The organism is Micromonospora sp. MW-13 (genome assembly GCF_003434305.1).
In the GTDB taxonomy this organism is placed as follows: domain Bacteria; phylum Actinomycetota; class Actinomycetes; order Mycobacteriales; family Micromonosporaceae; genus Micromonospora.
In genome coordinates this window covers 1-24,707 of record NZ_QKKX01000061.1, presented here as the reverse complement: position 1 = coordinate 24,707, position 24,707 = coordinate 1, and the positions used below count along the sequence as shown (strand labels likewise).

The following is a 24,707-nucleotide window of genomic DNA, read 5'->3' as shown; positions in this document are numbered from 1 at the left end:
AGGTCAGGGCAGGGCGGCGATGAGCGCCGGGAACTGGGCGGCGGTCAGCAGGGCGCCGAGGGCGGCGGCCCACAGCAGCGCGGCGGCGACGACCGCGCGGTCGCGCAGCAGCAGCCGGACCGGGTCGCCGCCGGCCCGGCGGACCAGGGCGAGTTGCAGGTAGCGGGACATCAGGTACAGCACGAACGGGGCGGACAGCAGCATCGCGGCCTCCCCGTACGGGTCGAACGGGGCCTCGGTGCTCAGCCAGACCAGCCCCGCGGTGACGGCCAGCACGCTGGTCAGCTGCAACAGGTGCCCGGCCAGCTCGACCGACCAGCCGCGCAGCGCCGGCCGGTGGGCCACCCCGCCGTCGAGCAGTTCCTGCCGGCGTTTGCCGACGATCAGCAGCAGGCAGCCGGCGAAGACGGTGAGCAGCAGCCAGGCCGAGACGGCGGCACCGACGGCCAGGTAGCCCTGCACGGCCCGCAGCACGAAGCCGAGCGCGACCACCCCGGCCTCGACCAGGGGGACGTGCTTGAGGCCGCGGCTGTAGCAGACGTTCAACACGAGGTACGCCAGCACCGGCCAGGCCGGCCCGGTCAGGCCGGCGGCCAGCACCAGGGCGAGCAGCACGAGCAGCACCAGGCACCAGGCGTACGCCAGGGGCACCGGCACCCGGCCGGCGGCGACGGGCCGGTGCCGCTTGACCGGGTGGTGGCGGTCGCGGTGCCGGTCGGCCACGTCGTTGCCGACGTAGACGGCGCAGGCGGCGAGGACGAAGGCGAGCACCGACCAGCCCAGCCGGGCCAGCCCGGCGGGGTGCCAGGACGGGGCGTCGAGCAGCGGGACCGGCACCACCAGCAGGCTCTTGGCCCAGTGGCCGGGCCGGACCAGCCGGACCAGGTCGACGAGGAGGCGGGTCCGGCCGGCGGCCGGGGGGTGCACCGCGGGGCCGGCGGCGGCCGGGGCCGAGTCGAGCAGGGGCATCGGACCTCCCGGCCTAGAAGAAGATCTTCGCGAGGGAGAGCGCGCCCTGCCGCCACGGCTCCCGGCTGGTCCGGCCGCCGCCGGCCGCCGTGGCGTGCCGGTTCTCCCGCCACCACCGGTACGTGCCGAGAATCGCGTCGCGGTTGGCGAACCGGGGCTTGAAGCAGAGGCGTTCCCGGGCCTTGTCGATGCTGACGTACGAGTCGGCACGCAGCTTGTGCAGCAGCCGCCCGTACACCGGGGAGAGCCCGCTGCGCTCCAGGGCGGCGAGGGCGGCCAGCGCCGGCCCGGCGGGCAGGCCGACCACCCGGCCGCCGCGCCCGGCGGCGTCGAGCACGGCCTGGAAGTCCTCGCGCAGGGTGCCGAACTCGGCCGCGCCGAGGTTGTAGGTGTCCCCGGCGACGTCGTCGGGCGCGGCGAGGACGATGAGCACGGCGTCGACCAGGTCCTCCACGGCGAACATCTGGACCCGCACGTCGCCGCGGCCGAGGACGGGGAAGTTGCGGCCCTCCTCGGCCCACTCGAACAGCATCGCGAACAGCCCCATCCGGCCGGGGCCGAGGAAGGTCTTCGGCCGCAGCACCGGCACGCAGAGCCCGTCGGCGCGGTGCCGCTCGACCAGCAGCTCCGCCTCGACCTTCGCCCGGGTGTACGGGTCGACCGGCACCCGGGGGTGTTCCTCGGGGGTGGGGACGAGCCGGGGCAGCCCGTACACGGCGGTCGAGGAGATGTGCACGACCCGGGGCACCTCCACCCGGCGGGCCGCGTCGAGCACCGCGCGGGTGCCGTCGACGATGATCGAGCGGATCATCTCGGCGGGGTAGCTGGGCAGCGCGGCGGCGCAGTGCACCACCGCGGCGGAGTCGGCGAGGACCCGGTCCAGCAGGGCGCCGTCGCGGATGTCGCCCTGGCTGTGGGTCAGGTCGGGGTGGGTGTGCACGGCGGGCAGCAGGTCCACGCCGTGCACCCGGTGGCCGGTGTCGAGCAGCCGGCGGACCAGGTGCGAGCCGAGCATCCCGGACGCGCCGGTCACCACGACCCGTTCGGCGCTCACCACCGGGAGGTCACCCGCTCCCGCACGAAGGAGGCGAGCAGCCTCGGCAGGCCCCGGGACAGGGTGGCGTCCAGGGCGGTGAGGAAGTGCTCGACGTCCTCGCCGGTGGCCACCAGGCTCGGGGCGACCATCAGCGGGTTGTCCGCGTTCGGGCTGTAGTAGGTCATGATGCCGTGCTCGCGGAACAGGTGGGCGATCACCGACAGGGTGACGAGCTTGGTGCGGAACTGGGGGTCGTGGGCGAACCCGGGCATCAGCTTGCCGGCCAGGTCGAGCACGCCGGGCCCGCCGCCGAGGAACACCCCCCACAGCGCGCCCGCGCCGGCGACCCGGGTCACCACGTCGGGATGGGCCTTGGCCAGCCGTTCCAGGCCGGGGCGCAGCACCGCCTCCAGGGCGCGGGCGCGGGCCGGGTAGTCGTCGTCCACCACGACCTCGATCGCCGCGAGGGCGGTGGCGGTCTCCTCGCCGAAGCCGTAGTAGGTGGTGCTGTGCAGGATGACGTCGGTGAGCCGGTCGTACGCCCGGCGGAAGACCGGCTCGCGGGCGGTGTAGCCGGAGATGGACGCCTTGCCGCCGCCGAGCGACTTGGAGTAGGTGAGGATGTCGGGCAGCAGCCCCTCGTGGCGCATGAAGTAGAACAGGCTGCCGGTCTTGCCCCAGCCGGTGTAGACCTCGTCGTAGATGGTGACGATGTCCCGCTCCCGGCACAGCCGTTGCAGGGCCAGCAGGTCGTCGGCCGACCAGGCGCGCATGGTGGAGGCGCTGAACGGCTCGACGAGGATGGCGTACACGTCGCAGCCGCCGTCGGGGGTGCGGGCGGCGTCGACGACGGCGCGCACCGCGGCGAGGTCACCGTACGGGTGCACGACGATGCCGGGCAGCCCCGGGAAGCTGAACGAGTTCTCCGACGAGCCGGTGAGGCTGCCCGCGCCGAGGGTCTTGCCGTGGAAGCTGATGTCGGCGCGCAGGATCGTGTTGCGCCGCCCGCCGTGGTACTTGTACGCCATCTTGATCGCGCCCTCGTTGGCCTCCGCCCCCGAGTTCGGGAAGTACGACACGGACAGGTCGCCGGGCAGCAGCGCGGCCACGTTGTGGCTCAGCGCGGCCAGGTACGGCGAGAAGAACGCCTTGTGCACCTCCATCCGGCGGGCCTGCGCGAAGCGCCGCCGGGCGGCCAGGATCCGGGGGTGGTTGTGCCCGTGGTTGAGCACCCCGACGCCGCCGGAGAAGTCGAGCACCCGTCGGCCGTCGCGCAGCCGGATCCACACCCCCTCGGCGTGCTCGACCAGTTCCCGGCCGAAGCCGAAGGTGGTCATCAGGGATACCTGGCTGCGGCTGACGTGGGCGCGGTACAGCTCGTGCACCTGCCTGGTGCTGAGCTGTTCCGCCTCGTTGACGCCGATCAAACTGGGCATGGGGCATGGCCTTTCCTCGAACGACCGGTGGGGGCACGGCAGCGCCGGCCAGGGACGGAACCCGTCCGGGCATCGATGGATCTCGACGCTGTGCGATTCCCAAACTAACGATCTGCGCCGAGCAGGTCATGCCGCGCGTTCGGGGGACGGGCCGGCCGGGGCGTGTCCCCCGAACGCGGGACGCCCGCCGCCGCCGGGCAACCGGTACGGTCCGGGCAGGGGGTCGACGGGGCCCGGCGACCGGGGCGGCGGGGGGACGAGGGACGGCCGCCGGGCGGCGGCGCGGGAGGGCCGGGCCGGGCGGTCAGCCCGCCTCCAGGTCATCCTCGCGAACCCGGTCGGCGAGGTCGAGCTTCGTGCGGGTGGGCCGGCCCAGGTCGTGGTACTTCGCCTTGACCCGGTCCAGGTAGGTGCGCGCGGTCTCCGGCTTGATGCCCAGGTGCCGGGCCGCCGCCTTGAGCGTCATGCCCGAGGCGTACGCCAGCAGGACCGCGCGTTCGCGGGGGGACAGCGCGGGGCGCACCGGGCGGCTGTCGCCCAGGCAGGCGAAGGCCAGGTCGGTGGAGAATACGGGACGGCCGGCGTGCACCTCGCGGATCGCCACGGCGAGGGCGGGCAGGTCGTGGTCCTTGGTCACGTACCCGCTGCTGCCGGCGGCGAAGGTGGCCACGACCTGGTCTGGCCGCGCCCACACGCTGAGCACCAGGACCCGGTGCCCGCGCGCGACCAGCCGCCGGACGTTGCCGGCCGCGTCGCTGCGGTCGCGCAGCACCAGGTCCAGCAGCACCACGTCGACCGGGCCGGGCAGGCCCGCCAGCAACTGGTCCACGGTGGACGCGGCGCCGACCAGCCGCAGGTCGGGCACCGTGGACAGCCAGGTGACCAGCCCGTCGAGGAGCATCCGGTCGTCGTCGACGGCGGCCACCCGGATCACCGGGGCCACGACAGCTCCACGCACGTTCCCCCGCCCGGCTCGCTGGAGACCCGGACCCGGCCCCCCACCTCGGCCACCCGGTCGACCACCGAGTGCCGGAACCCGAACCCGGGCGGCGTCGCGTCCGGGTCGAAGCCACACCCCCGGTCGACGACCGTCACCCGCAGGACGCCCCGCTCGCCGCTGACCGTCAGCCAGGCCTGGTCCACCCCGGCGTGCTTGACCACGTTGTTCAGCGCCTCCCGGGCCGCCTCGCCGACGGCCTGCACGACCGGGGACGGCACGTGCGGCGGGGTCAGCGCGCCCCGGTAGCGCACCCGCAGGCCGAGCAGCGACACCTCGCCGACCACGTGCCGCAGGGCCTCGGCGAGGGTCCCGAACTCCGGGTCGGCACGGTCGGCCAGCAGCCCCCGGATGACGTCGGCGTCGCTGGCGCACCGCTGCCGCAGCTCGGGCAGCCGCGGGTCCACCCCGCCCCGGGCGATCAGGGTGAGGGTGGTCAGCACCGTGTCGTGCAGGGCGCGGTGGTGCGCCAACCGGGTGACGTACCGGGCGTGGTCGGCGGCCCGCTCCGCCTCGGCGACCAGCCGCCGCGCGTTGACCCGGTCGAGGTCGCGGCCGACCCGGCGCAGGTACCGCACGGCGAAGCCCGCCACCAGCGCGAAGCAGGCCAGCCCGTTGATGGTGTGCACCAGCTCCAGCACCGGCGCCCCCGACGTGCCGTACCCGACCGCCACCGCGGCCTGGGCGGTGAGCAGCGCGAACACGCTGGCCACCGCCGACGCGGGCCGGGCGATGGCCGCGGCGGCCAGCGACCCGGCGGCCTGCGCCACCCCGTTGCCCCAGTTCGGCGCGTCGGCGACCTCCGTGGGCAGGTTCGCGGTGACCACCACCAGCACCGCCACGGCCAGCCCGACGTCCAGGTAGACCAGCGGCGTCGGGAACCAGCCACGCCGCACGGCGGAGCGGAACAGCACCAGGTTCCAGGCGACCGCGCCGAGCAGCAGTGCCAGGTTCGCCCAGGCGCTGCGGTACGCCCCGTACGCGCCCGTGGCGACCGCCGGCGCCAGGCAGGTGGCCCGGTGCAGGGCGAGCAGGACCAGCATGAACCGGTTGGCCCGGCCCTCCCCCGCGGCATCGACGACGGGCGCAGAGTGACCGGGCGATGACACGTTGGTCATTCTGGCAGTCGGATCAACGACGGTCATCACTGAATGCAGGGATCACGGCAACCGTTCGGCCCGGCCCGGCGGGCCGGGTGGCGGCCCCGACCGGCCACTGGGCCGGTTGACGGCTGGTCCGGCCCCTGCCGGGCCGGGACGCCGGCCACCGACCGGGCACGGGGCCGGCCCCCGCGGGACGATCCGGCGGACCGGCGGCGGGTCAGCCCACCAGCGGCCGAAGATCCGCCCGGGGCGGGGTCCACTCCCCCGCCGCCGCGGCCACCTGCTCGCCGGATCGGATGTCCTTCACCTCGTCCGCCGCGCCGTCGGCCCCCGGGAACCACACGTACGGGATGCCGCGCCGCTCGGCGTACCGGATCTGCTTGCCGAACTTCGCCGCGCTCGGCGACACCTCGGTGGGCACCCCCCGGCGGCGCAGCGCGTCGGCGACGGCGTTGCTGGCCGCCCGCTGCTCCTCGGCGGTGACCGCGACCAGCACGCAGGTCGGCACGCTGCGGGACACCGACAGCGCGTCGGCGCCGAAGAGCAGGCCGAGCAATCGGGTCACCCCGATCGAGATGCCCACCCCCGGGAAGCGGACGTTGCCGGAACTGGCCAGGTTGTCGTACCGGCCGCCGGAGCAGATCGAGCCGAACCGCTCGTAGCCCACGAGCTGCGTCTCGTAGACGGTGCCGGTGTAGTAGTCCAGGCCGCGGGCGATCCGCAGGTCGGCCACGCACAGCCCGGGGGAGTGCGCGGCGGCGGTCTCCACCACCGCGACCAGCTCGGCGACGCCCTCGTCCAGCAGCGGGTGGCTCACCCCGAGGGCGCGCACCGCGTCGGCGAAGGAGGCGTCCGGGGCGGAGATCTCGGCCAGAGACAGGCATGCCTTGGCCTGCGCCTCGCTCGCCCCGGCCGTCTCGGCCAGCAGCTCGGCCACCTTCGCCGGGCCGATCTTGTCGAGCTTGTCGACCGCGCGCAGGGCGGCCTCCGGTTCGGTCAGCCCGATGCCCCGGTAGAAGCCCTCGCAGATCTTGCGGTTGTTGACCTGGATCCGCACCGGCGGGATCGGCAGCGACCGCAGCGCGTCGCCGATGACCAGCGGCATCTCGGCCTCGTAGTGGGCCGGCAGGGTGTCCCGGTCGACGATGTCGATGTCGGCCTGGAGGAACTCCCGGTAGCGGCCCTCCTGCGGGCGCTCGCCCCGCCAGACCTTCTGGATCTGGTAGCGGCGGAACGGGAACTGGAGCTTGCCGGCGTTCTCCAGCACGTACCGGGCGAACGGGACGGTCAGGTCGAAGTGCAGGCCGAGTGCGTCGTCCCCGGCCGGGCCCTCGGCGTCGGCCTGGAGCCGGCGCAGCAGGTAGACCTCCTTCGAGGTCTCCCCCTTGCGCAGGAGCTGGTCCAGCGGCTCCACCGAGCGGGTCTCCAGGGGGGCGAAGCCGTACAGCTCGAAGGTGGTGCGGATCCGGTCGAGGACGAACTGCTCGATCATCCGCTGCGCCGGCGTCCACTCGGGGAAACCGGAGATGGGCGTGGGCTTGCTCATGGCGTACTCCTTGCAGCTCCGCGCCGCCGGGCGCGGTGAGGTCGTGGGCCCGCGCGGCGCGGGCGGAGGAAAACTAGAGACCGCGGCGGGGCGCGGCGGGGCGCGCGTCGCCGGAGCCCGCCACCTCGACGAGGTACGGGTTGCTCGCGCGCTCGCGCCCGATGGTGGTCGCGGGGCCGTGGCCGGGCAGCACCACGGTGTCGTCGGCCAGCGGGAGGATCTTGTCCCGCAGGCTGGCGAGCATCCGGGGCATGCTGCCGCCCCACAGGTCGGTGCGGCCGATCGAGCCGGCGAACAGCACGTCGCCGGAGAGGCAGACCTGCTCGGCCTCCCAGGGCGAGCCGGCGCCGGGCAGCCGGAACAGCACCGACCCGCCGGTATGGCCCGGGGCGTGGTCGACGGTGATCTCCAGGCCGGCCAGGGCGAGGGTGGCCCCGTCGGCCAGCTCGGCGACGTCGTCGGGCTCGGTGTAGGGCAGCCGGCCGCCGAAGAGCTGGGTGAGGTCCATCGACAGCGCCTTGCCCGGGTCGGCCAGCAGCTCCCGGTCGTCGGGGTGGACGTACGCGGTGACGCCCCGGGCGCCGCAGACCGGCGCGACGGAGAAGGTGTGGTCGAGGTGGCCGTGGGTGAGCAGCACGGCGGCCGGGTGCAGGCGGTGCTCGGCGAGCACGGCGTCGAGCCGGTCGATCACCCCGATGCCCGGGTCGACCACCACGCACTGCTCCCCCGGCGCGGTCGCCACCACGTAGCAGTTGGTGCCGAAGGCGTCCGCGGGAAAGCCGGCCACGAGCACGTCCGCTCCCCTTCCGTCGAGCTGCCGTCCCTGCCCTGGCAGCCTAGCCGCAACGGCGAGCGGATTCCGTCGACCCACCCGCCCCGCCGGCCCCAGGGGGCGCAGTGACTGCCTCCGATAAACCCGGCGAGGCCCTGGTACACCACATTCCCAGCCGGTACCCGTACACTCTGGCGGGCGTGTGGCGTGGCGCACGTGCCGCCCCACGGGGCGCGACGCCCAAACCCGCCGGTGACCGTCAGGGTAGAGGAAGGGGAGCACGGGTGGCTTCCAGCAGGGACCGGCAGCGCAAACTGGCGCGGGCCAAGCTCGACCGGCAGCTGGCCCGACGGGCCGCCCGGACCAGGCGCCGTCGGCAGATCCAGGCCGGCGTCGGCGCCGCCGTGGTGCTCGCGTTGATCGTGGCCGGCTCGGCGTGGGCGCTGGGCGCCTTCGACGACGACCCGGAGAAGAACACGGCCGCCGAGGACGTCTGCCTCTGGACGCCGCAGGACGCCACCGCGAACACCAACCTCAAGGACGTCGGCACCCCGGCCACCACCGGCCTGCCGACCGAGGGCACCCGGACGATGACCGTCACCACCAACCAGGGCGCGCCGGTCACCGCGGAGCTGGACCTCGCCTCGGCCCCCTGCGCCGGGGCGAGCATCGCCCACCTGGCCAGCCGGGGCTTCTACGACAACACCACGTGCCACGAGATCACCGCCGAGGGCGCGCTGCGCTGCGGCGACCCGAGCGGCACCGGCCTGGGCGGGCCGAAATACTCGTTCTACGACGAGAACGTCCCCACGGCGCCCGAGGCGAGCCCGTCGGCCAGCCCCGCCCCCGGCCAGCCCCCGGCGTACCCGAAGGGCACGGTCGCGATGATGGCCAACCCGCCGGGCGCCAACGGCAGCCAGTTCCTCGTCTTCTTCAAGGACTACAACCCCGACAAGCCGGTCTACCCGGTGATCGGCAGGGTCACCGGCGGGCTCGACGTGATCACGAAGATCGGTGCCCTCCCGACCGTGGACAATGGGAGTGGAGCCAAGGTCAAGCCGAAGACCGACGTGGTGATCCAGAGTCTCACCGTCGGCGAGTCGGCACCGGCCGCGACCGCCCCGGCGTCGGGCGCTCCGGCGGCCAGCCCGAGCGCCGGCTGACCGGGCCCCGCCCCACACACTGCGGCACAGACCGCGCCAGAGACACAGTCCAGGAGGATCGACCGTGACGTCCACGAAAGAGCGGCAGCGCGCGGCGGCGAAGGCCCGACTCCAGCGGAACATGGCCGCGCAGGCGGCCAAGGCCCGCAAGCGCCGGCAGACGCAGGCGATCGTCGGCGCCGGGGCGGCCCTGTTGCTCGTGGTCGCCGGCACCGTGTGGCTGGCCACCACCGTCGGCAGCGACGACAAGAAGCAGGACACCGCCGCCAATAGCGGTTTCGTGCAGTGCGCGTTCACCGAGATCCCCAAGGAGAGCCGCACCAAGGAGATCAAGGACGTCGGGCTGCCGCAGGCCCAGCAGGCGAACACCGGCGTGCAGACCCTGACCATGGACACCAACCTGGGCCCGATCACCGCCAAGGTCGACCGGGCCGCCACGCCGTGCACCGCGGCCAGCTTCACCCACCTGGCGAGCAAGAACTTCTTCGACAACAGCAAGTGCCACCGCCTGGTCACCGAGGGCATCCAGGTGCTCCAGTGCGGTGACCCGAGCGCGACCGGCAAGGGCTGGCGGGACACCGACGGCACCGGTGGCCCGGCGTACAGGCTGGCCGAGGAGAACCTGCCCACCGACAAGCGCCCCGCCTACCCGAAGGGGGTCATCGCGATGGCCAAATCGGAGCAGCCCGGCAGCACCGGCAGCCAGTTCTTCATCGTCTACGGCGACTCGCAGCTCGACCCGAACTACACCGTCCTGGGCACGATCACCGGCGGCATGGACATCGTCGAGGCCGTCGCCAAGGCCGGCGACGACAAGGCGTTCGCCCAGCAGGCCGGCGGTGGCCACCCCAAGAAGGAGGTCGTCATCAAGAAGGTGACGATGAGCGAGCCGCAGGGCTGAGCCCTCCGCAACGACGAAGCGCCCGCCGGCTGCGAGCCGGCGGGCGCTGTCGTGTGCGGGTCAGGACCCCGAGGTGACCCGGTACGCGTCGAAGACGCCGTCGACCTTGCGGACGGCGGCCAGCAGGTGGCCCAGGTGCTTCGGGTCGGCCATCTCGAAGCTGAACCGGCTGACCGCCACCCGGTCCCGGGTGGTGGTGACCGTGGCGGAGAGGATGTTGACCCGCTCCTCGGAGAGCACCCGGGTCACGTCGGCGAGCAGCTTGTGCCGGTCCAGCGCCTCGACCTGGATGGCGACCAGGAACGTCGAGGCGGAGGTGAGCTTCCAGCTGACCTCGACCACCCGCTCGTCCTGGGCCCGCAGGTCCTCGGCGTTGGCGCAGTCGTCCCGGTGCACGCTGACCCCGCCGGAGCGGGTGACGAACCCGAAGACGGAGTCCGGCGGGACCGGGGTGCAGCACCGGGCCAGCTTGATCCAGACGTCGCTGACCCCCCGGACCACCACGCCGGGGTCGGCGCTGCTCTGCCGGCTGCGCGGCGGCCGGGTGGCGACGGCGGTCTCGGCGATGTCCTCCGCCGCGCCCTCCTCGCCGCCGTACGCGGCCATCAGCTTCTGCACCACCGACTGGGCGGAGACCTGGCTGTCGCCGACCGCCGCGTAGAGCGAGGCCACGTCGGCCAGGTGCAGGTCCCGGGCGATCGCCATCAGCGCGTCGGAGGTGAGCATCCGCTGCAACGGCATGCCCTGCTTGCGCATCGCCTTGACGATCGAGTCCTTGCCGGCCTCGATCGCCTCCTCGCGCCGCTCCTTGTTGAAGTACTGGCGGATCTTCGTCCGCGCCCGGGGGCTCTTGACGAAGCCCAGCCAGTCCTGCGTCGGCCCCGCCGTCTCGGACTTCGACGTGAAGATCTCGATCACGTCGCCGTTGGACAGCGTCGACTCCAGCGGCACCAGCTTGCCGTTGACCCGCGCCCCGATGCACTTGTGCCCCACCTCGGTGTGCACCGCGTACGCGAAGTCCACCGGCGTCGACCCGGTCGGCAGCGGGATGACGTCGCCCTTGGGGGTGAAGACGTACACCTCCTGGCTGGACAGGTCGAAGCGCAGCGCGTCCAGGAACTCGCTCGGGTCGGCCGCCTCCCGCTGCCAGTCCAGCAGCTGGCGCAGCCAGGTCATCTCGTCGATGTGCGCCGGTGGGCCGACGATCTGGGTGCCCTTGTGCTCCTTGTACTTCCAGTGCGCGGCGATGCCGAACTCGGCGGTGCGGTGCATCGCGTACGTGCGGATCTGCATCTCCACCGGCTTGCCGGTCGGCCCGATGACCGTCGTGTGCAACGACTGGTACATGTTGAACTTGGGCATCGCGATGTAGTCCTTGAACCGGCCCGGCACCGGCTGCCAGTTCGCGTGGATCACGCCCAACGCGGCGTAGCAGTCCCGCACCGTGTCGACCAGGATCCGCACCCCGACCAGGTCGTAGATGTCGTTGAAGTCGCGACCCCGCACGATCATCTTCTGGTAGATCGAGTACAGGTGCTTCGGCCGGCCCGTCGTCTCCGCCTTGATCTTGGCGGCCTTCAGGTCGGTGCCCACCTTCTGGGTCACCTGGCGCAGCAACGACTCCCGCTGCGGCTGGTGCTCCCCGATCAGCCGGAGGATCTCCTCGAACCGCTTCGGGAACAGCGTGCCGAAGGCGAGGTCCTCCAGCTCCCACTTGATCGTGTTCATGCCCAGCCGGTGGGCCAGGGGCGCCAGGATCTCCAGCGTCTCCTTGGCCTTCTGCTCCTGCTTCGGGCGGGGCAGGAAGGTCAGGGTGCGCATGTTGTGCAGCCGGTCGGCCAGCTTGATCACCAGGACCCGGGGGTCCTTGGCCATCGCCACGACCATCTTGCGGATCGTCTCCGCCTTGGCGGCGTCGCCGAGCTTGACCTTGTCGAGCTTGGTCACCCCGTCGACGAGCAGCGCTACCTCGCCGCCGAAGTCCGCCTTCATCTGGTCGAGGGTGTACTCGGTGTCCTCGATCGTGTCGTGCAGCAGCGCGGCGACCAGGGTGGTGGTGTCCATCCCCAGGTTCGCCAGGATGGTGGACACCGCCAGTGGGTGGGTGATGTACGGGTCGCCGGACTTGCGGTACTGGCCCGAGTGCCAGCGGGCCGCCGTGTCGAACGCCCGCTGGAGCAGCCGGGCGTCGGCCTTGGGGTGGTTCACCCGATGGGAGGAGATCAGCGGCTCCAGCACCTCGCTGACCTGCGAGGTCTGCCAGGGCGCGTTGAACCGGGCCAGCCGGGCCCGCACCCGCCGCCCGGTGGGCGCGTTGGAGAGCGCGAAGCCGGCGCCCGGCAACGGGTCGCCGGAGTCGTCGGCCGACAGCGGCTCCAGGACGCCGGCCGCCGGAGTGCCGCCGTCTGCGTGGGCGGAATCCCCCTCGCTCCCGGGGATCGCGCCCCGCAGGTCAGCTCCCTTGTCGGTCACCGAGCCGTCAGCGTCGCCTGTCGGGTGCACCGTGCCCTCCACCGGGGGGACGACATCGTGGGACACCGGCCTCCTCACCGCTCGCCGGGGTATGCCGACCGTGCGCCGGCCGGCCTGGTCTTCCGCCGCCCGGGCAATCTCCCGCCCGCTCAGCAATGGGCAATGCTACCCGCACGCACGGTGCCCCGCCGCTCCGCCGGACGGACCGCACCGGGTCCGTCCGACGGCCGCCACGACCAATCGGTCAGCCGGGCACGGACCGGACGCCGCCCCGGTCCCGAGTCGCCGGGCGGGGTCGCCGGCCGGCACGGGCCGCTCAGACCTGGAGCAGGGCGTGCACCGGCCGCGGGGCGAGCCGCTCCCGGCCACCGAGGAAGCCGAGCTCCAGCAGCACGGTGAAGCCGGCGACGGTGCCGCCGGCCCGCTCCACCAGGTCGAGGGTGGCCTCGGCGGTCCCCCCGGTGGCGAGCACGTCGTCGACCACCAGCACCCGGTGCCCGGCGGTGAACGCGTCCTCGTGCAGCTCCAGCGTCGCCTCGCCGTACTCCAGCGCGTACGAGGCCGAGTAGGCGGGGCGGGGCAGCTTGCCGGCCTTGCGCACCGGCACCACGCCGACCCCGGTGGCGTACGCGACGGCCGCCGCGATCACGAAGCCCCGGGCCTCGATCCCGACCACGGCGTCGAACGACTCCCGCCCGTGGTACGCCACGATCCCGTCGACCACCTGGCCGAACACGGTGCCGTCGGCGAAGAGCGGCATCAGGTCCTTGAACATGACGCCGGGCTTCGGGAAGTCCGGCACGTCCAGCACACGGCTGGCGACCAACTCGGCGACCTGCGGGCCGCTGTCTCCCCGTACCCCGGCGCTGTGCGTCTCCGTCACGCGGTCCCGTCTCCCTTCGTACGACGACGGCGTCCTCCACGCCGCTCGCACAGCATGAAGGACGCCGTCGTCACCGTCTCCGGTGGGTGTCTCCCCGGTCGCGTCAGCGGCGCTTCGCGCCGCCCGGCCGGTTACCGCCGCCGCCGGCGGGGCGACCGCCCCGGGCTCCGCCCGCGCGCTTGCCGGCGGGCCGGGCGCCCACCTTCGGCGCGGCCCCGGCCAGGGCCGCCTCCTCCGGGTCGATGGGCTCGTCGTCCTCCCCGGCCGGGCGCGGCGCACCCTTCGGGGTGATCTCGCCCCGGGCCAGGGCGCCCCGCCGGGCCAGCACCCGCTTGTTGTGCGCCTGGATCCGCGGCTCGTAGTTCTTCAGCAGCACCAGCAGCGGGGTGGCCAGCAGGATCGAGGTCAGGAACGCGACCGCCATACCGACGAAGAGCACCAGGCCGAGGTCCTTCAGGGTGCCCGCGCCCAGCAGGCCGGCGCCGATGAACAGCAGGCCGCCGACGGGGAGCAGGGCCACCACCGAGGTGTTCAGCGACCGCATGAGGCTCTGGTTGATCGCCAGGTTGGCCGCCTCGCCGTACGTCTGGTTGTTGTTCGCGGTGATGCCCCGGGTGTTCTCCTGGACCTTGTCGAAGACCACCACCACGTCGTAGAGCGCGAAGCCCAGGATCGTGAGGAACCCGATGATCGTCGACGGGGTCACCTCGAATCCGACCAGCGAGTAGATGCCGGCGGTGAGGATCAGGTTCATGAACAGCGAGGAGACGGCCGCCACCGCCATCCGCCACTCGAAGCGCAGGATCAGGTAGACCATCACCAGCGCGACGAAGATCACCAGACCCAGCATGGCCCGGGAGGTGACCTGGCTGCCCCACGCCTCGCTGACCTGGTTGCCGCTGATCTGGTCCGGCTGGATGCCGAACGCCCGGGCCATCTCCGCCTTGGCCGCGTTGGCCTGCTCGGCGTTGAGCTGCGAGGTACGCATCTCGTAGTAGTCGCCGCCGGTGCCGCCGACCTTCTGCGCGGTGACCACCTCGGCACCACCCGCAGCGCTCGCCAGCGCCGCGTCGACCTTCTCCTCGGCCTGCTCCAGCGTGCCGACGCTGGCCGGCACCTGGAACGAGTTGCCGCCGGCGAACTCGATGCCCAGGCTGAAGCCCCGCACGGCGAAGCTGAGCACCGAGATCAGGATCAGCACCCCGGCGACGGTGAACCACAGCTTGCGCCGGCCGATGACGTCGAGGCCGGCCTCGCCCCGGTAGAGGCGGCTCGCCAATCCAGTCTTAGCCATCTCAGGCCTCCTTGACGCGCGAGGTGCGGGTGGCCTGCTCGGTCCGCGCGGGAAGGGCGCGGCCGAGACCGCTGACCCGCGGGGACAGGAACGCCCGGGTCCGGGCGAACATCGTCATGATCGGGTGACGGAAGAGGAAGACCACGACCAGGTCGAGCACCGTGGCCAGGCCGAGCGCGAAGGCGAAGCCCTTCACCGCGCCGACCGAGACGACGTAGAGCACCACGGCCGACATGAGGGTGATCGCGTTGGCCGAGATGATCGTGCGGCGGGCCCGGATCCACGCCCGCGGCACCGCGCTGCGCGGGCTGCGCCCCTCGCGGATCTCGTCCTTGAGCCGTTCGAAGTAGATGACGAACGAGTCCGCCGCCACGCCCAGCGAGACGATCATGCCGGCGATGCCGGCGAGGGTGAGGGTGAAGCCGATCTGCCGGCCGAGCACCACCAGCGCGCCGAAGACCAGCAGCGCCGACAGCACCAGGCTCAGGAAGATGACCGAGCCGAGCAGGCGGTAGTAGAAGAACGAGTAGATGATGACCAGCAGCATGCCGATGCCGGCGGCGAGCAGGCCCGCGCGCAGGTGGCTGGCGCCGAGGGTGGCGGTGACGTTCTGCTGCTCCTGCGGCTCGAAAGTCACCGGCAGCGCGCCGTAGCGCAGCTGGCTGGCGAGGGCGCTGGCCGCCTTGTTGTCGAAGCTGCCGGTGATCTGCGAGTCACCGGTCAGCACGCCCTGGATCTCCGGCGAGGAGACCACCTTGTTGTCGAGGACGACGGCGACCCGGCACTTGCCGTCCTGGCCCAGCGCGGTCTGGTCGCACGCCTGGCCCTCGTTGGTGAACGCCTCCCGGGTCAGGCTGGTCCACTTCTCCTGACCCTTGCCCTTGAAGTCGAGGCTGACCACCCAGGAGCTGGTCTGGTCGAGCACCGCGTTGGCGTCGCCGACGTCGGTGCCGAGCACCTTCGCCACGTCGAGCAGGTACTTCTGGACGCCGTCCTCGCAGGCGACCGCCTTCTGCTTCTCGTCCTTGATCGACGCCGCCGGGCGCTGGTCGAGCTGGGCACAGCCGATCGTCGGGACGTTGAACTGCATCTCCGCCGGCAGCACCGCGACCTCACGCGCGGAGAGCGTGCCGAACGGCTTGAGCTTCTCGCCCAGCGACGGGTCGGTGGTCAGATCGGCCGGGGCCTGGAGCGCGGTCGCGGCCTGCCAGGCGGCGGCCCCCACCTTCTGCTGGACGGCCTTGCGCTGCTCCTCGACACCCTGCGGCACCGGCTCGGCGCTGGCGCTGGGCGACGGTGCGGCGGCGCTCGGCGAGGCCGGCGCGGAGGCGCTGGCGCTCGGGGCCGGCGCCCCGCCGCCCTGTCCGCCGGCGCTCGGCGACGCGCTCGCCTTCGCCCCGGCCGAGGCGCTGCCGGACGGCTTGGGGCTGGCGCTGCCGGACGGCTTGGGGCTGGCGCTGCCGGACGGGGCCGGGGCCGGCGTGGCGGCCGGGGGAGCCACCGCGCCGCTGCCGTCGGCGACCTTGAGCACCTTGCGGAAGCGCAGCTCGGCGGCGCTGCCGACGTCGGTGAGGTCGCGGTTCTCACCGGGCAGGGAGATGACGATGTTCCGGTTGCCCTCGGTGACCACCTCGGCCTCGGCCACGCCGTAGGCGTTGACCCGGCTCTCGATGATCTGGCGGGCCTCTTCGAGGTTCTCCGCCGTCGGGGGCTTGCCGTCGATGCTGTTCGTCGCCTCGAGCGTCAGCCGGGTGCCGCCGATCAGGTCCAGGCCGAGCCGAGGCTCCAGCCGGTCCTTGAAGCCACCACTGGCGCCGCCCGAGAAGAACACCATGAGATAGAGGACGACGAAGATGAGCCCGAGCACGGCGAGCTGCCGTCCGGGCCGCATCTGTCCCTGAGGTGGTGGTGCCACGGCTGTCTGTCTCCCTGTTACGGTCGCGCTGCCGAGGCGGCGGCGCGAGTGTCGGGCCGGGGGTACCGGCGACGGGTGTCCGGGCCGGCGACGCGACGCCGACACGGCTGACCACGACCGGCGCGGGGGCGCCGGCCGGCAGCCTTCGGGTGTCGGCGTCGGGTGTCGACCCAACTATCCAGTTTTAACGGCGTCTCCGCTGCCCCGTCGGGGAGGCGGTCACTCCTTGACGGTCTCGGCGTCCTCGCTGACCGGCTCGGTCGACTCGACCTGCTCGGCCTTGCTCACCACCCGGGCGATGGCGGGACGGGCGTACCGGGTCTGCACGCCGGGGGCTACCTCGAGCAGGACGGTCTCGTCGTCCACGCCGGCGACCGTGCCGTAGAGACCGCCGATGGTGACCACCTCGTCGCCGGGGGCGATGGCGGACTGCATCTGCTCCGCCTCGCGGCGGCGCTTCTGCTGGGGGCGGATCATCATGAAGTACATGACGCCGAAGAGCAGGGCGATCATGAGGATCGGCGTGAGACCGCCGACTCCCCCTCCACCCGCTGCTGCGTAGTGCACGGTTACTGACCTTCCGATTGGCCTCCGGCCCGGCACGAGGGGCACCGGAGCGGAGGCGGATTCTCACGTCCTGTACAAACCGCGGCGAAGTCTAGTCCCTGCACCTGGGAACGCCGAATGCGGCGCAGATCACGTTCGGATCACGGCTGATCAGGTGCGGCGGAGAACAGATCGGGAACGACAGGAGCATCGGCGCCAAATGTACCATTCGGTGGGGTACGCCCCAGGTGCCGCCAGGCCGCCTCAGTCGCCACCCGCCCCCGGGGCGTCCGGGCGAGCAGCCCCGCCCGGACCAGGAACGGCTCGCAGACCTCCTCGACCGTGTCCGGCTGCTCCCCCACCGCCACCGCCAGGGTGGACAACCCGACGGGCCCGCCCCGGAACGAGTCGACCAGCGCGGTGAGCACGGCCCGGTCCAGCCGGTCCAGCCCGAGCGCGTCGACGTCGTACACCGTCAGGGCGGCCCGGGCGGTCTCTACGGTGACCACGCCGTCGGCCCGGACCTCGGCGTAGTCCCGCACCCGGCGCAGCAGCCGGTTGGCGATCCGGGGGGTCCCCCGGGACCGGCCGGCGATCTCGACGGCGCCGTCGTCGGTGATCGGCACGCCGAGGATGTGCGCCGACCGGCGCAGCAGCACCTCCAGATCGGCCGGGGAGTAGAAGTCCAGGTGCGCGACGAAGCCGAACCGGTCCCGCATCGGCCCGGTCAGCAGGCCGGACCGGGTGGTCGCGCCGACCAGGGTGAACGGCTCGACGTCCAGCGGGATGGCGGTGGCCCCCGGGCCCTTGCCGACCACCACGTCGACCCGGAAGTCCTCCATCGCGCTGTAGAGCAGTTCCTCGGCCGGCTTGGCGATCCGGTGGATCTCGTCGATGAACAGCACGTCGCCCTCGGCGAGGCTGGTCAGGATCGCCGCCAGGTCGCCGGAGCGCTCGATCACCGGGCCGCTGGTCACCCGGATGCCCGCGCCCAGCTCGGCCGCCACGATGTTCGCCAGGGTGGTCTTACCCAAGCCGGGCGGGCCGGACAGGAGGATGTGGTCGGGCGGGGAGCCGCGCCGCATCGCGCCCTGGAGCAGCAGGTCGAGCTGGTCGCGGACCCGGTGCTGGGCGATGAACTCCGCCAGCCGCTTCGGCCGGACGCTGGCCTCGGCGTCCCGCTCGGCGTCGTTGACGTACGCCGAGACGAGGTTGCCGTCGGGGCCCGTCATCGGGTCCGGCCGAGCAGCCGGATGGCCTGCTTGAGCAGCACCGGCACGGGCGGGGGCGGCCCGTCGACGGTCTCCGCCACGGCGGCCACCGCCTGGTCGGCCTGGCCGGCCGTCCAGCCCAGCCCGACCAGGGCCTGGCGGACCTGCTCGGGCCAGGCGCCCCCGGTCACCCCGGCCGCCCCGTCGGCGCCCACCGGCACCGGGCCGATCCGGTCGCGCAGCTCCAGCACCAGGCGCTCGGCGCCCTTCTTGCCGATGCCCGGCACCCGGGTCAGCGCCGCCGTGTCGGCGTTGGCGATCGCCTTGCGCACCGCGTCCGGGGGGTGCACGGCGAGCACCGCCTGGGCCAGCCGGGGGCCGACCCCGCTGGCGGTCTGGAGCAGCTCGAACAGTTGCTTGGCGTCGTCGTCGGCGAAGCCGTAGAGGGTGAGCGAGTCCTCCCGGACCACCAGGCTGGTGGCCAGCCGGGCGGGCTGGCCGACCCGCAGGTCGGCGAGCGTGCCGGGGGCGCAGTACACCGCCAGGCCCACCCCGCCGACCTCGACCACGGCGTGGTCCGGGCCCGTCGCGGTCACCGTGCCGCGCACACTGGCGATCATCGTGCTCCTCCTCGTCGTACCCGGTCGGCCGCCTCGGCCAGCTTCGAGCGGGTGCCGCCGCGCCAGACGTGGCAGATGGCCAGCGCGAGCGCGTCGGCCGCGTCGGCCGGCTTCGGCGGCTCGGGCAGCCGCAGCAGCCGGGTGACCATGGCCGTCATCTGCGCCTTGTCCGCCTGGCCGGATCCGGTCACGGCCGCCTTGACCTCGCTCGGGGTGTACGTCTGTACCGGCAGGCCGGCCCGCGCGCCGGCCAGCACGGCGATCCCGCTGGCCTGGGCGGTGCCCATCACGGTGCGCACGTTGTGCTGGCTGAACACCCGCTCCACGGCGACGGCGTCCGGCCGGTGCTCGGCGACCAGGTCGGTGAGCGAGCGGTCCAGGTGCAGCAGGCGCAGCGGCAGGTCGTCGCCGGGGTCGGTGCGGACCACGTGGTAGGCGACCAGGGTGCAGGGCCGGCCCGGCACGCCCTCGACCACGCCGACCCCGCACCGGGTCAGCCCCGGGTCGACGCCGAGCACGCGCACGCCGCCTCCCTCCCCCAGCCGCCAGCAGTACGTGTGTTCGACACCCTACTGGTCGCCCCGGACACCCCCCGCCGGGGACACGCCGGGGCACCCGGGGCTCCGGGTGGCCGGGGGCCGGGTGGGCCGTCCACCACACAGTCGCGGTGGCGAGTATGTGTCGCCGCCCCATGTGCCCTCGGCCACACAGCTCGTAACTTCATGCGCCATGACGGCAGAACCCGTGGCGGTCCCCCACGTCGTACACGTCGACCTGACCGGTCGCACCGCCCTGGTGACCGGCGGTGGCAGCGGCATCGGCCGGGCCTGCGCCCTGCGGCTGGCCGCGGCCGGCGCGTCCGTGCTGGTGGTGGACCGCAACGTCGAGGCGGCCGAGGTGGTGGCCGACGCGGTGGGCGGCCGGGCGCAGGGGGTGGACCTGGCCGACCCGGCGGCGGTGGACCGGCTCGACGCCGACGTCGACATCGTGGTCAACAACGCCGGGTTGCAGCACGTCGCCCCGGTCCAGGACTTCCCGGCCGAGCGCTTCGCCCACCTGCACCGGGTGATGGTGGAGGCGCCGTTCCTGATCGTGCGCCGGGCGCTGCCGCACATGTACGCCCGGGGCTGGGGCCGCATCGTCAACATCTCCTCCGTGCACGGGCTGCGGGCCTCGCCGTACAAGGCCGCGTACGTCTCGGCCAAGCACGCCCTGGAGGGGCTGTCGAAGGTGGTCGCGCTGGAGGGCGCGGCGCACGGCGTGACGGCCAACTGCATCAACCCGGCGTACGTGCGGACCGCGCTGGTGGAGAGCCAGATCGCCGACCAGGCCGCCACCCACGGCATACCCGAGGCCGAGGTGGTGCAGAAGATCATGCTGGCCCGGGCGGCGATCAAGCGGCTGATCGAGCCGGAGGAGGTCGCCGAGCTGCTGGTGTACCTCTGCTCGCCGCCGGCGGCGTTCATCACCGGCGCCTCGATCGCCCTCGACGGGGGCTGGACGGCGAACTAGTGGCCTCGCGCACAATGTCGGTCATGTCGTCGCCGGTGGAGTTCCTGGAACTGCTCGCCCGGGAGGCCGCCGCGGTGGAGTTCGAGGGGCCGCTGGTGGCCGCGCGCACCGCCGGCCTGCCCGCCGACCGGCTGGCCGAACTGGAGCAGGCCAAGGTGGTCGCGCTGCGGGTCCGCGCACTGCTGGAGCGGCGGCGCCGCCGGGAAACCGAGCTGTCCGGCCTGTACGACACGGCCAGCGACCTGGCCGGGCTGCGCGACCTCGACGCCGTGCTGCGGGCGATCGTGCACCGGGCGCGCAGCCTGCTCGGCACCGACGTGGCGTACATGACGCTCGACGACGACGAACGCGGCGACACGTACATGCGGGTCACCGACGGGTCGATCTCGGCGCGGTTCCAGCGGCTGCGGCTGCCGATGGGCGCCGGCCTGGGCGGGCTGGTGGCGCAGTCCGGCACCCCGTACGTCACCGCGAACTACCCCGAGGACGAGCGCTTCCACCACACCGGGGAGATCGACGCCGGGGTGGGCGAGGAGGGCCTGGTGGCGATCCTCGGCGTGCCGCTGCGGCTGGGCCCCACCTCGATCGGCGTGCTGTACGCGGCCAACCGCTCCGCCCGGCCGTTCGCCCGGGAGGAGGTGTCGCTGCTGGTCTCCCTCGCCGCGCACGCGGCGGTGGCGATCGACACCGCCCGGCTGCTGGCGGAGACCCGCTCGGCGCTGGAGGAGCTCTCCACGGCCAACACCACCATCCGGGCGCACAGCAGCTCGGTGGAGCGGGCCGCGGCGGCGCACGACCGGATGACGGCGCTGGTGCTGCGCGGCGGCGGGGTCGAGGACGTGGCGTCGGCGGTCACCGACGTGCTCGGCGGGGCGCTGTTGGCGCTGGACGCCGAGGGACGGCGGTTGGCCCGGGTGGGCGAGATCGACGAGCCGGACCGGGCGGACCTGGTCGAGGCGGTGGCCGCGTCGCGGACCGAGGGACGCAGCGTACGGCGGGGTCGGGTCTGGTACGCGGCGGTGGTGGCCGGCGCGGAGAACCTGGGCGCGCTGGTGCTGCGCCCCGACGGCGAGCTGGTCGACGCCGACCAGCGGATCCTGGAGCGGGCGGCGCTGGTGACCGCGTTGCTGCTGCTGTTCCGCCGGACGGTGGCCGAGGCCGAGGGCCGGGTCCGGGGGGAGCTGCTCGACGACCTGATCGCCCGGCCGCTGGCCGACACCGATGCGCTGCGCAGCCGGGCCCGGCGGCTCGGGGTGGACCTGGACGCCCCGCACGTGCTGGTGGCGGTCGGTGACGACGCGATCGCCGCGACCGGATCGGCCCGGCAGCGGGCCCTGTCCTGGGCCACCACGTACGCCTCGACCCGGGGCGGGCTGGCCGCGGCACGCGACGGCCGGGTGGTGCTGATGCTGCCCGGCGCCGACGCCGGCGGCGCGGCCCGCGCGGTGTCCCGGGACCTGGCCCGGGTGACGGGGCGGCCGGTGACCGCCGGGGCGAGCGGCCCCTCGACGGACCCGGCGTCGCTGGCGGCGATCTTCCAGGAGGCGGGCCGCTGCCTGTCCGCGCTCGGCGCGCTGGGCCGGGCCGGGCAGGGGGCGAGCACCGCCGAGCTGGGCTTCGTCGGGCTGCTGCTGGGCGCGGTCGGCGACGCCGGCGACCGGGACGTGGCCCGCTTCCTCGCCGGCACGGTGGGGCCGGTGGTCGACTACGACGCCCGGCGGGGCACGGCGCTGGTGAAGACCCTGGAGGCGTACTTCGGGGTGGGCGGCAGCCTGGCCCGCGCGGCCGAACTGCTGCACGTGCACGTGAACACGGTCACCCAGCGGCTGGAGCGGGTCGGCCAGCTGCTCGGCGCGGACTGGCAACGGCCCGAGCGGGCCCTGGAGGTGCAGCTCGCGCTGCGCCTGCACCGGCTCCGCGAGCCGAACCGCTGACGCCCACCCGCTGCGGCCCCCGGCACGGGGTCAGTGGGCCCGGATGCCGTTCAGGACGCCGTCGACGATCCGGCCGGGCAGGGAGTCGTCGTCCAGTTCGGGGTTCCAGCGCAGCATCCGCTGCACCAGCATCGGCCCCGTGAGCAGGGCCATCACCACCTCGATGTCGAGGTCGGCGCGCAGTTCGCCGCTGCGTACCCCCCAGCGGAGCACCTCACGCATGAGCTGCCGGCGGGGCTCGATGATGTTCTGGTAGATCCGGAAGTGGTCCGGGCTACGGTTCACCTCCGGCACGAGGCACGGCATGATCTTCGCGGCCCGGGGGTCGATGTTGTGCCCGACCGCGCCGACCAGCAGCACCAGGTCGTCCCGGACGGAGTTCCCGGTCGGCTGCGGAAGGACGCCCTTGAGGCGGCGCAGCGCGTCGAGCAGCAGCGCGTCCTTGCCCGGCCAGCGCCGGTAGATGGTGGCCTTGCCCACCCCGGCCCGGGCGGCGATGGCCTCGATGGAGAGCGCCTCGATCGTGCTGCCCTCGGCGAGCAGGTCGAGGGCCGCCTCCACGATCGCCTCGTCCGCACGGGCGCTCCGCGGTCGGCCGGGCGACCGGGGAGCGTCGGCGGCGGAAGTCATGTCCGACATTCTTCCCTTACCTATGCGGTTCCGGCCAACTCCGGTTTCCCGGTCACCGGCGCCACGGCCGGTGGCTGGCCCTGGTCCCGCCCGGGCATCCAGCGCAGCGCCACCACGATGCCGAACGCGGCGACCGCCGCCGAGAGCGCCGCCGCCCAGTGCATCGCCGAGACGAAGGCCTGGTTGGCCGCCGTGACCAGCGTCGGCCCCGCCGGGCCGAGCTGTCCGGCCGCGGCGTACGCCCCGGAGATCGACTCACCAGCCGCCTCGTGCGCCGCGGCGGGCAGGCCCAGCAGGGCCGGAGCGACGTCCTGGCGGTACAGCGCCGACAGAACCGAGCCGAGCACGGCCACGCCGAGGGCGCCGGCGACCTGCCGGACCGTGTTGCTGACCGCCGAACCGACCCCCGCCTTCTGCCTCGGCAGCGCCGACATGATCGACTCGGTGGCGGGCGGCATGATGTTCGCCATCCCGGCGCCCTGGAGGAAGAAGAACACCAGGACCATCCAGATCGGCGTACCCCCGTCGACGAACGCGAACGCCCCCAGCGACACCACGGTCAGCGCCAGGCCGACGACCGCGACCGCCCTGCCCCCGTATCTGCGGACCATCGCCGCGCTGCGCGGGGCGAAGATGAGCTGCGAGGCGGCGAAGGGCAGGAAGAGCAGGCCGGTCTCCAGCGGGCTGTAGCCGCGGACCAGTTGCAGGTAGAACGAGCTGAAGAACATCACGCCCATGGCGGCGAAGAAGATCAGCCCGACCATCGCCACCGGAGCGGCGAACTGCGGCACCCGGAACAGCCGGACGTCCAGCGACGGGTGGTCGCTGCGCAGCTCCAGCACCACGAACCAGGCCAGCACGGCCACGCCGCCGACGATCGACGCCCACACCAGCGGCCGGTCGAAGCCGTGCTCGCCACCGTCGATGATGCCGTAGGTCAACGCGACCAGGCCCACCACCGACAGCAGCACGCCGGGAACGTCGACCCGGCCCGGGTCGGGGTCGCGGGACTCGGGGACGAGCAGGGCGACCAGGACCACGCCGAGCACGACGACCGGCACGTTGATCAGGAAGACCGAGCCCCACCAGAAGTGCTCCAGCAGCGCGCCGCCGAGGATCGGGCCGATCGCCACGGCAAGGCCGACCGCGCCGGCCCAGATGCCGATCGCCCGGCCACGTTCCCGGGGGTCGAAGACGTTGGAGATGATCGACAGGGTCACCGGCATGATCGCCGCGCCACCCAGTCCCATCAGCGCGCGGGCCGCGATCAGTTGGCCGGGGCTCTGCGCGTACGCGGACAGCAGCGAGGCGAGGCCGAAGAACACCAGTCCGGCCACCAGGAACCGCTTACGCCCGGCGCGGTCGCCGAGCACACCGAAGGTGAACAGCAGGCCGGCGAAGACCAGGGTGTAGGAGTTGATGGACCACTCCAACTCGCCCTGGCTGGCGCCGAGACCGTGCACGGGATCGGCGAGGGTGCGCAGGGCGACGTTGAGGATGGTGTTGTCGAGGACGACGACGAGGAGGCTGATCACCAGCACCCCGAGAATCGCCCACCTCCTCGGATGTCCGGTGTTCTCGTGCAGCTGCATGGCCGGCTCTCCCCCGGTTCACCCGCGGCGCAAATACGAAACGGGTTAGACTCGTAACGCCAGCGAGCCTAAGCGAGGTTTTTTCGATACGGAACCGCCCCGTATCGTTTGTGCCCCACATCACCCCCACGCCCTTTCGCGGTGATCAAGAGGTTTGCGTCAGGTTTGTGCCCCG

At 73.3% G+C, this 24,707-nt stretch carries 21 protein-coding genes; 4 read left to right on the top strand and 17 right to left on the bottom strand.

Translation table 11 applies throughout. The features are described from left to right. Positions 1 to 3 precede the first annotated feature (3 nt). From C5N14_RS25840 to C5N14_RS25810, 7 genes are all read right to left on the bottom strand, one after another. Positions 4 to 969 (bottom strand): UbiA prenyltransferase family protein, encoded by a 966-nt coding sequence (locus C5N14_RS25840; RefSeq protein ID WP_117671582.1) that lies wholly within the window; start codon positions 967 to 969, stop codon positions 4 to 6. Between the two features lie 13 nt (positions 970 to 982). Beyond that, entirely contained in the window at positions 983 to 2,023 is a 1,041-nt protein-coding gene (locus tag C5N14_RS25835) for an NAD(P)-dependent oxidoreductase (RefSeq protein WP_256371553.1), read from the bottom strand. Next, the gene (locus C5N14_RS25830; RefSeq protein ID WP_207892872.1) at positions 2,020 to 3,342 is read right to left on the bottom strand and encodes an aspartate aminotransferase family protein; all 1,323 of its coding nucleotides are present in this window, start codon (positions 3,340 to 3,342) and stop codon (positions 2,020 to 2,022) included. Before C5N14_RS25830 ends, C5N14_RS25835 begins: the two co-directional genes overlap by 4 nt. Before the next feature lie 403 nt (positions 3,343 to 3,745). After that, the gene (locus C5N14_RS25825; RefSeq protein ID WP_243640033.1) at positions 3,746 to 4,384 is read right to left on the bottom strand and encodes a response regulator transcription factor; all 639 of its coding nucleotides are present in this window, start codon (positions 4,382 to 4,384) and stop codon (positions 3,746 to 3,748) included. Continuing rightward, on the bottom strand, positions 4,372 to 5,547 hold the full coding sequence (locus C5N14_RS25820) for a sensor histidine kinase (protein ID WP_128763661.1): 1,176 nt from the start codon (positions 5,545 to 5,547) through the stop codon (positions 4,372 to 4,374). The genes C5N14_RS25825 and C5N14_RS25820 overlap by 13 nt, the downstream gene beginning before the upstream one ends. A 211-nt stretch (positions 5,548 to 5,758) precedes the next feature. Further along, positions 5,759 to 7,087 (bottom strand): histidine--tRNA ligase, encoded by a 1,329-nt coding sequence (gene hisS, locus C5N14_RS25815; RefSeq protein ID WP_117671576.1) that lies wholly within the window; start codon positions 7,085 to 7,087, stop codon positions 5,759 to 5,761. A 73-nt stretch (positions 7,088 to 7,160) separates the two neighbouring features. Next, positions 7,161 to 7,880 (bottom strand): MBL fold metallo-hydrolase, encoded by a 720-nt coding sequence (locus C5N14_RS25810; protein WP_117671574.1) that lies wholly within the window; start codon positions 7,878 to 7,880, stop codon positions 7,161 to 7,163. A 263-nt stretch (positions 7,881 to 8,143) separates the two neighbouring features. On the opposite strand from C5N14_RS25810, the gene C5N14_RS25805 reads away from it, so the two are divergent. Further along, positions 8,144 to 9,022, top strand: coding sequence for a peptidylprolyl isomerase (locus tag C5N14_RS25805; RefSeq protein ID WP_117671572.1), 879 nt, complete (start codon positions 8,144 to 8,146; stop codon positions 9,020 to 9,022). 64 nt (positions 9,023 to 9,086) lie between these two features. Further along, a complete protein-coding gene (locus C5N14_RS25800; RefSeq protein WP_117671570.1) occupies positions 9,087 to 9,923 on the top strand; it encodes a peptidylprolyl isomerase in 837 nt (278 codons plus the stop codon). 60 nt (positions 9,924 to 9,983) lie between these two features. On the opposite strand, the gene C5N14_RS25795 is transcribed toward C5N14_RS25800, so the two are convergent. The 8 genes from C5N14_RS25795 to ruvC all read right to left on the bottom strand — a co-directional run bounded on the left by C5N14_RS25795 (position 9,984) and on the right by ruvC (position 19,388). After that, on the bottom strand, positions 9,984 to 12,461 hold the full coding sequence (locus tag C5N14_RS25795) for a bifunctional (p)ppGpp synthetase/guanosine-3',5'-bis(diphosphate) 3'-pyrophosphohydrolase (RefSeq protein ID WP_117671568.1): 2,478 nt from the start codon (positions 12,459 to 12,461) through the stop codon (positions 9,984 to 9,986). Positions 12,462 to 12,711: 250 nt separating this feature from the next. After that, positions 12,712 to 13,278, bottom strand: coding sequence for an adenine phosphoribosyltransferase (locus C5N14_RS25790; protein WP_117671566.1), 567 nt, complete (start codon positions 13,276 to 13,278; stop codon positions 12,712 to 12,714). A gap of 103 nt (positions 13,279 to 13,381) precedes the next feature. Next, the gene (gene secF, locus C5N14_RS25785) at positions 13,382 to 14,572 is read right to left on the bottom strand and encodes a protein translocase subunit SecF (protein ID WP_117671564.1); all 1,191 of its coding nucleotides are present in this window, start codon (positions 14,570 to 14,572) and stop codon (positions 13,382 to 13,384) included. Position 14,573: 1 nt separating this feature from the next. Continuing rightward, positions 14,574 to 16,463 (bottom strand): protein translocase subunit SecD, encoded by a 1,890-nt coding sequence (secD, locus tag C5N14_RS25780; RefSeq protein WP_117671562.1) that lies wholly within the window; start codon positions 16,461 to 16,463, stop codon positions 14,574 to 14,576. A gap of 243 nt (positions 16,464 to 16,706) precedes the next feature. Continuing rightward, positions 16,707 to 17,000: a preprotein translocase subunit YajC gene (gene yajC, locus C5N14_RS25775; protein WP_117671560.1), complete on the bottom strand. Its 294-nt coding sequence runs from the start codon at positions 16,998 to 17,000 to the stop codon at positions 16,707 to 16,709. Positions 17,001 to 17,194: 194 nt separating this feature from the next. Next, positions 17,195 to 18,265, bottom strand: coding sequence for a Holliday junction branch migration DNA helicase RuvB (gene ruvB / locus C5N14_RS25770; protein WP_117671558.1), 1,071 nt, complete (start codon positions 18,263 to 18,265; stop codon positions 17,195 to 17,197). Then, positions 18,262 to 18,864: a Holliday junction branch migration protein RuvA gene (ruvA, locus tag C5N14_RS25765; protein ID WP_117671556.1), complete on the bottom strand. Its 603-nt coding sequence runs from the start codon at positions 18,862 to 18,864 to the stop codon at positions 18,262 to 18,264. Before ruvA ends, ruvB begins: the two co-directional genes overlap by 4 nt. Further along, on the bottom strand, positions 18,861 to 19,388 hold the full coding sequence (ruvC, locus tag C5N14_RS25760; RefSeq protein ID WP_117671554.1) for a crossover junction endodeoxyribonuclease RuvC: 528 nt from the start codon (positions 19,386 to 19,388) through the stop codon (positions 18,861 to 18,863). The genes ruvA and ruvC overlap by 4 nt, the downstream gene beginning before the upstream one ends. 205 nt (positions 19,389 to 19,593) lie before the next feature. Here ruvC and C5N14_RS25755 point away from each other — a divergent pair, with 205 nt between their 5' ends. Both C5N14_RS25755 and C5N14_RS25750 read left to right on the top strand, forming a co-directional pair. Next, positions 19,594 to 20,376, top strand: coding sequence for a 3-hydroxybutyrate dehydrogenase (locus C5N14_RS25755; RefSeq protein ID WP_117671552.1), 783 nt, complete (start codon positions 19,594 to 19,596; stop codon positions 20,374 to 20,376). A gap of 14 nt (positions 20,377 to 20,390) precedes the next feature. Continuing rightward, a complete protein-coding gene (locus C5N14_RS25750; protein WP_117671550.1) occupies positions 20,391 to 22,310 on the top strand; it encodes a helix-turn-helix domain-containing protein in 1,920 nt (639 codons plus the stop codon). Positions 22,311 to 22,340: 30 nt separating this feature from the next. Here C5N14_RS25750 and C5N14_RS25745 read toward each other — a convergent pair whose 3' ends face one another. Continuing rightward, the gene (locus C5N14_RS25745; RefSeq protein WP_117671548.1) at positions 22,341 to 22,949 is read right to left on the bottom strand and encodes a TetR/AcrR family transcriptional regulator; all 609 of its coding nucleotides are present in this window, start codon (positions 22,947 to 22,949) and stop codon (positions 22,341 to 22,343) included. Positions 22,950 to 22,960: 11 nt separating this feature from the next. Then, complete coding sequence (locus tag C5N14_RS25740; RefSeq protein ID WP_117671546.1) at positions 22,961 to 24,532, bottom strand: MFS transporter; 1,572 nt, start codon at positions 24,530 to 24,532, stop codon at positions 22,961 to 22,963. Positions 24,533 to 24,707 lie beyond the last annotated feature (175 nt).

Bases quoted from the DNA above. Each gene is read 5' to 3' on its own strand.
- ruvA (WP_117671556.1), bottom strand. From the start codon at position 18,864: ATGATCGCCAGTGTGCGCGGCACGGTGACCGCGACGGGCCCGGACCAC.
- secF (WP_117671564.1), bottom strand. From the start codon at position 14,572: ATGGCTAAGACTGGATTGGCGAGCCGCCTCTACCGGGGCGAGGCCGGC.
- ruvB (WP_117671558.1), bottom strand. From the start codon at position 18,265: ATGACGGGCCCCGACGGCAACCTCGTCTCGGCGTACGTCAACGACGCC.
- C5N14_RS25755 (WP_117671552.1), top strand. From the start codon at position 19,594: ATGACGGCAGAACCCGTGGCGGTCCCCCACGTCGTACACGTCGACCTG.
- C5N14_RS25830 (WP_207892872.1), bottom strand. From the start codon at position 3,342: ATGACCACCTTCGGCTTCGGCCGGGAACTGGTCGAGCACGCCGAGGGG.
- secD (WP_117671562.1), bottom strand. From the start codon at position 16,463: ATGCGGCCCGGACGGCAGCTCGCCGTGCTCGGGCTCATCTTCGTCGTC.
- C5N14_RS25750 (WP_117671550.1), top strand. From the start codon at position 20,391: ATGTCGGTCATGTCGTCGCCGGTGGAGTTCCTGGAACTGCTCGCCCGG.
- C5N14_RS25740 (WP_117671546.1), bottom strand. From the start codon at position 24,532: ATGCAGCTGCACGAGAACACCGGACATCCGAGGAGGTGGGCGATTCTC.
- C5N14_RS25840 (WP_117671582.1), bottom strand. From the start codon at position 969: ATGCCCCTGCTCGACTCGGCCCCGGCCGCCGCCGGCCCCGCGGTGCAC.
- yajC (WP_117671560.1), bottom strand. From the start codon at position 17,000: ATGATCGCCCTGCTCTTCGGCGTCATGTACTTCATGATGATCCGCCCC.
- hisS (WP_117671576.1), bottom strand. From the start codon at position 7,087: ATGAGCAAGCCCACGCCCATCTCCGGTTTCCCCGAGTGGACGCCGGCG.
- C5N14_RS25745 (WP_117671548.1), bottom strand. From the start codon at position 22,949: ATGTCGGACATGACTTCCGCCGCCGACGCTCCCCGGTCGCCCGGCCGA.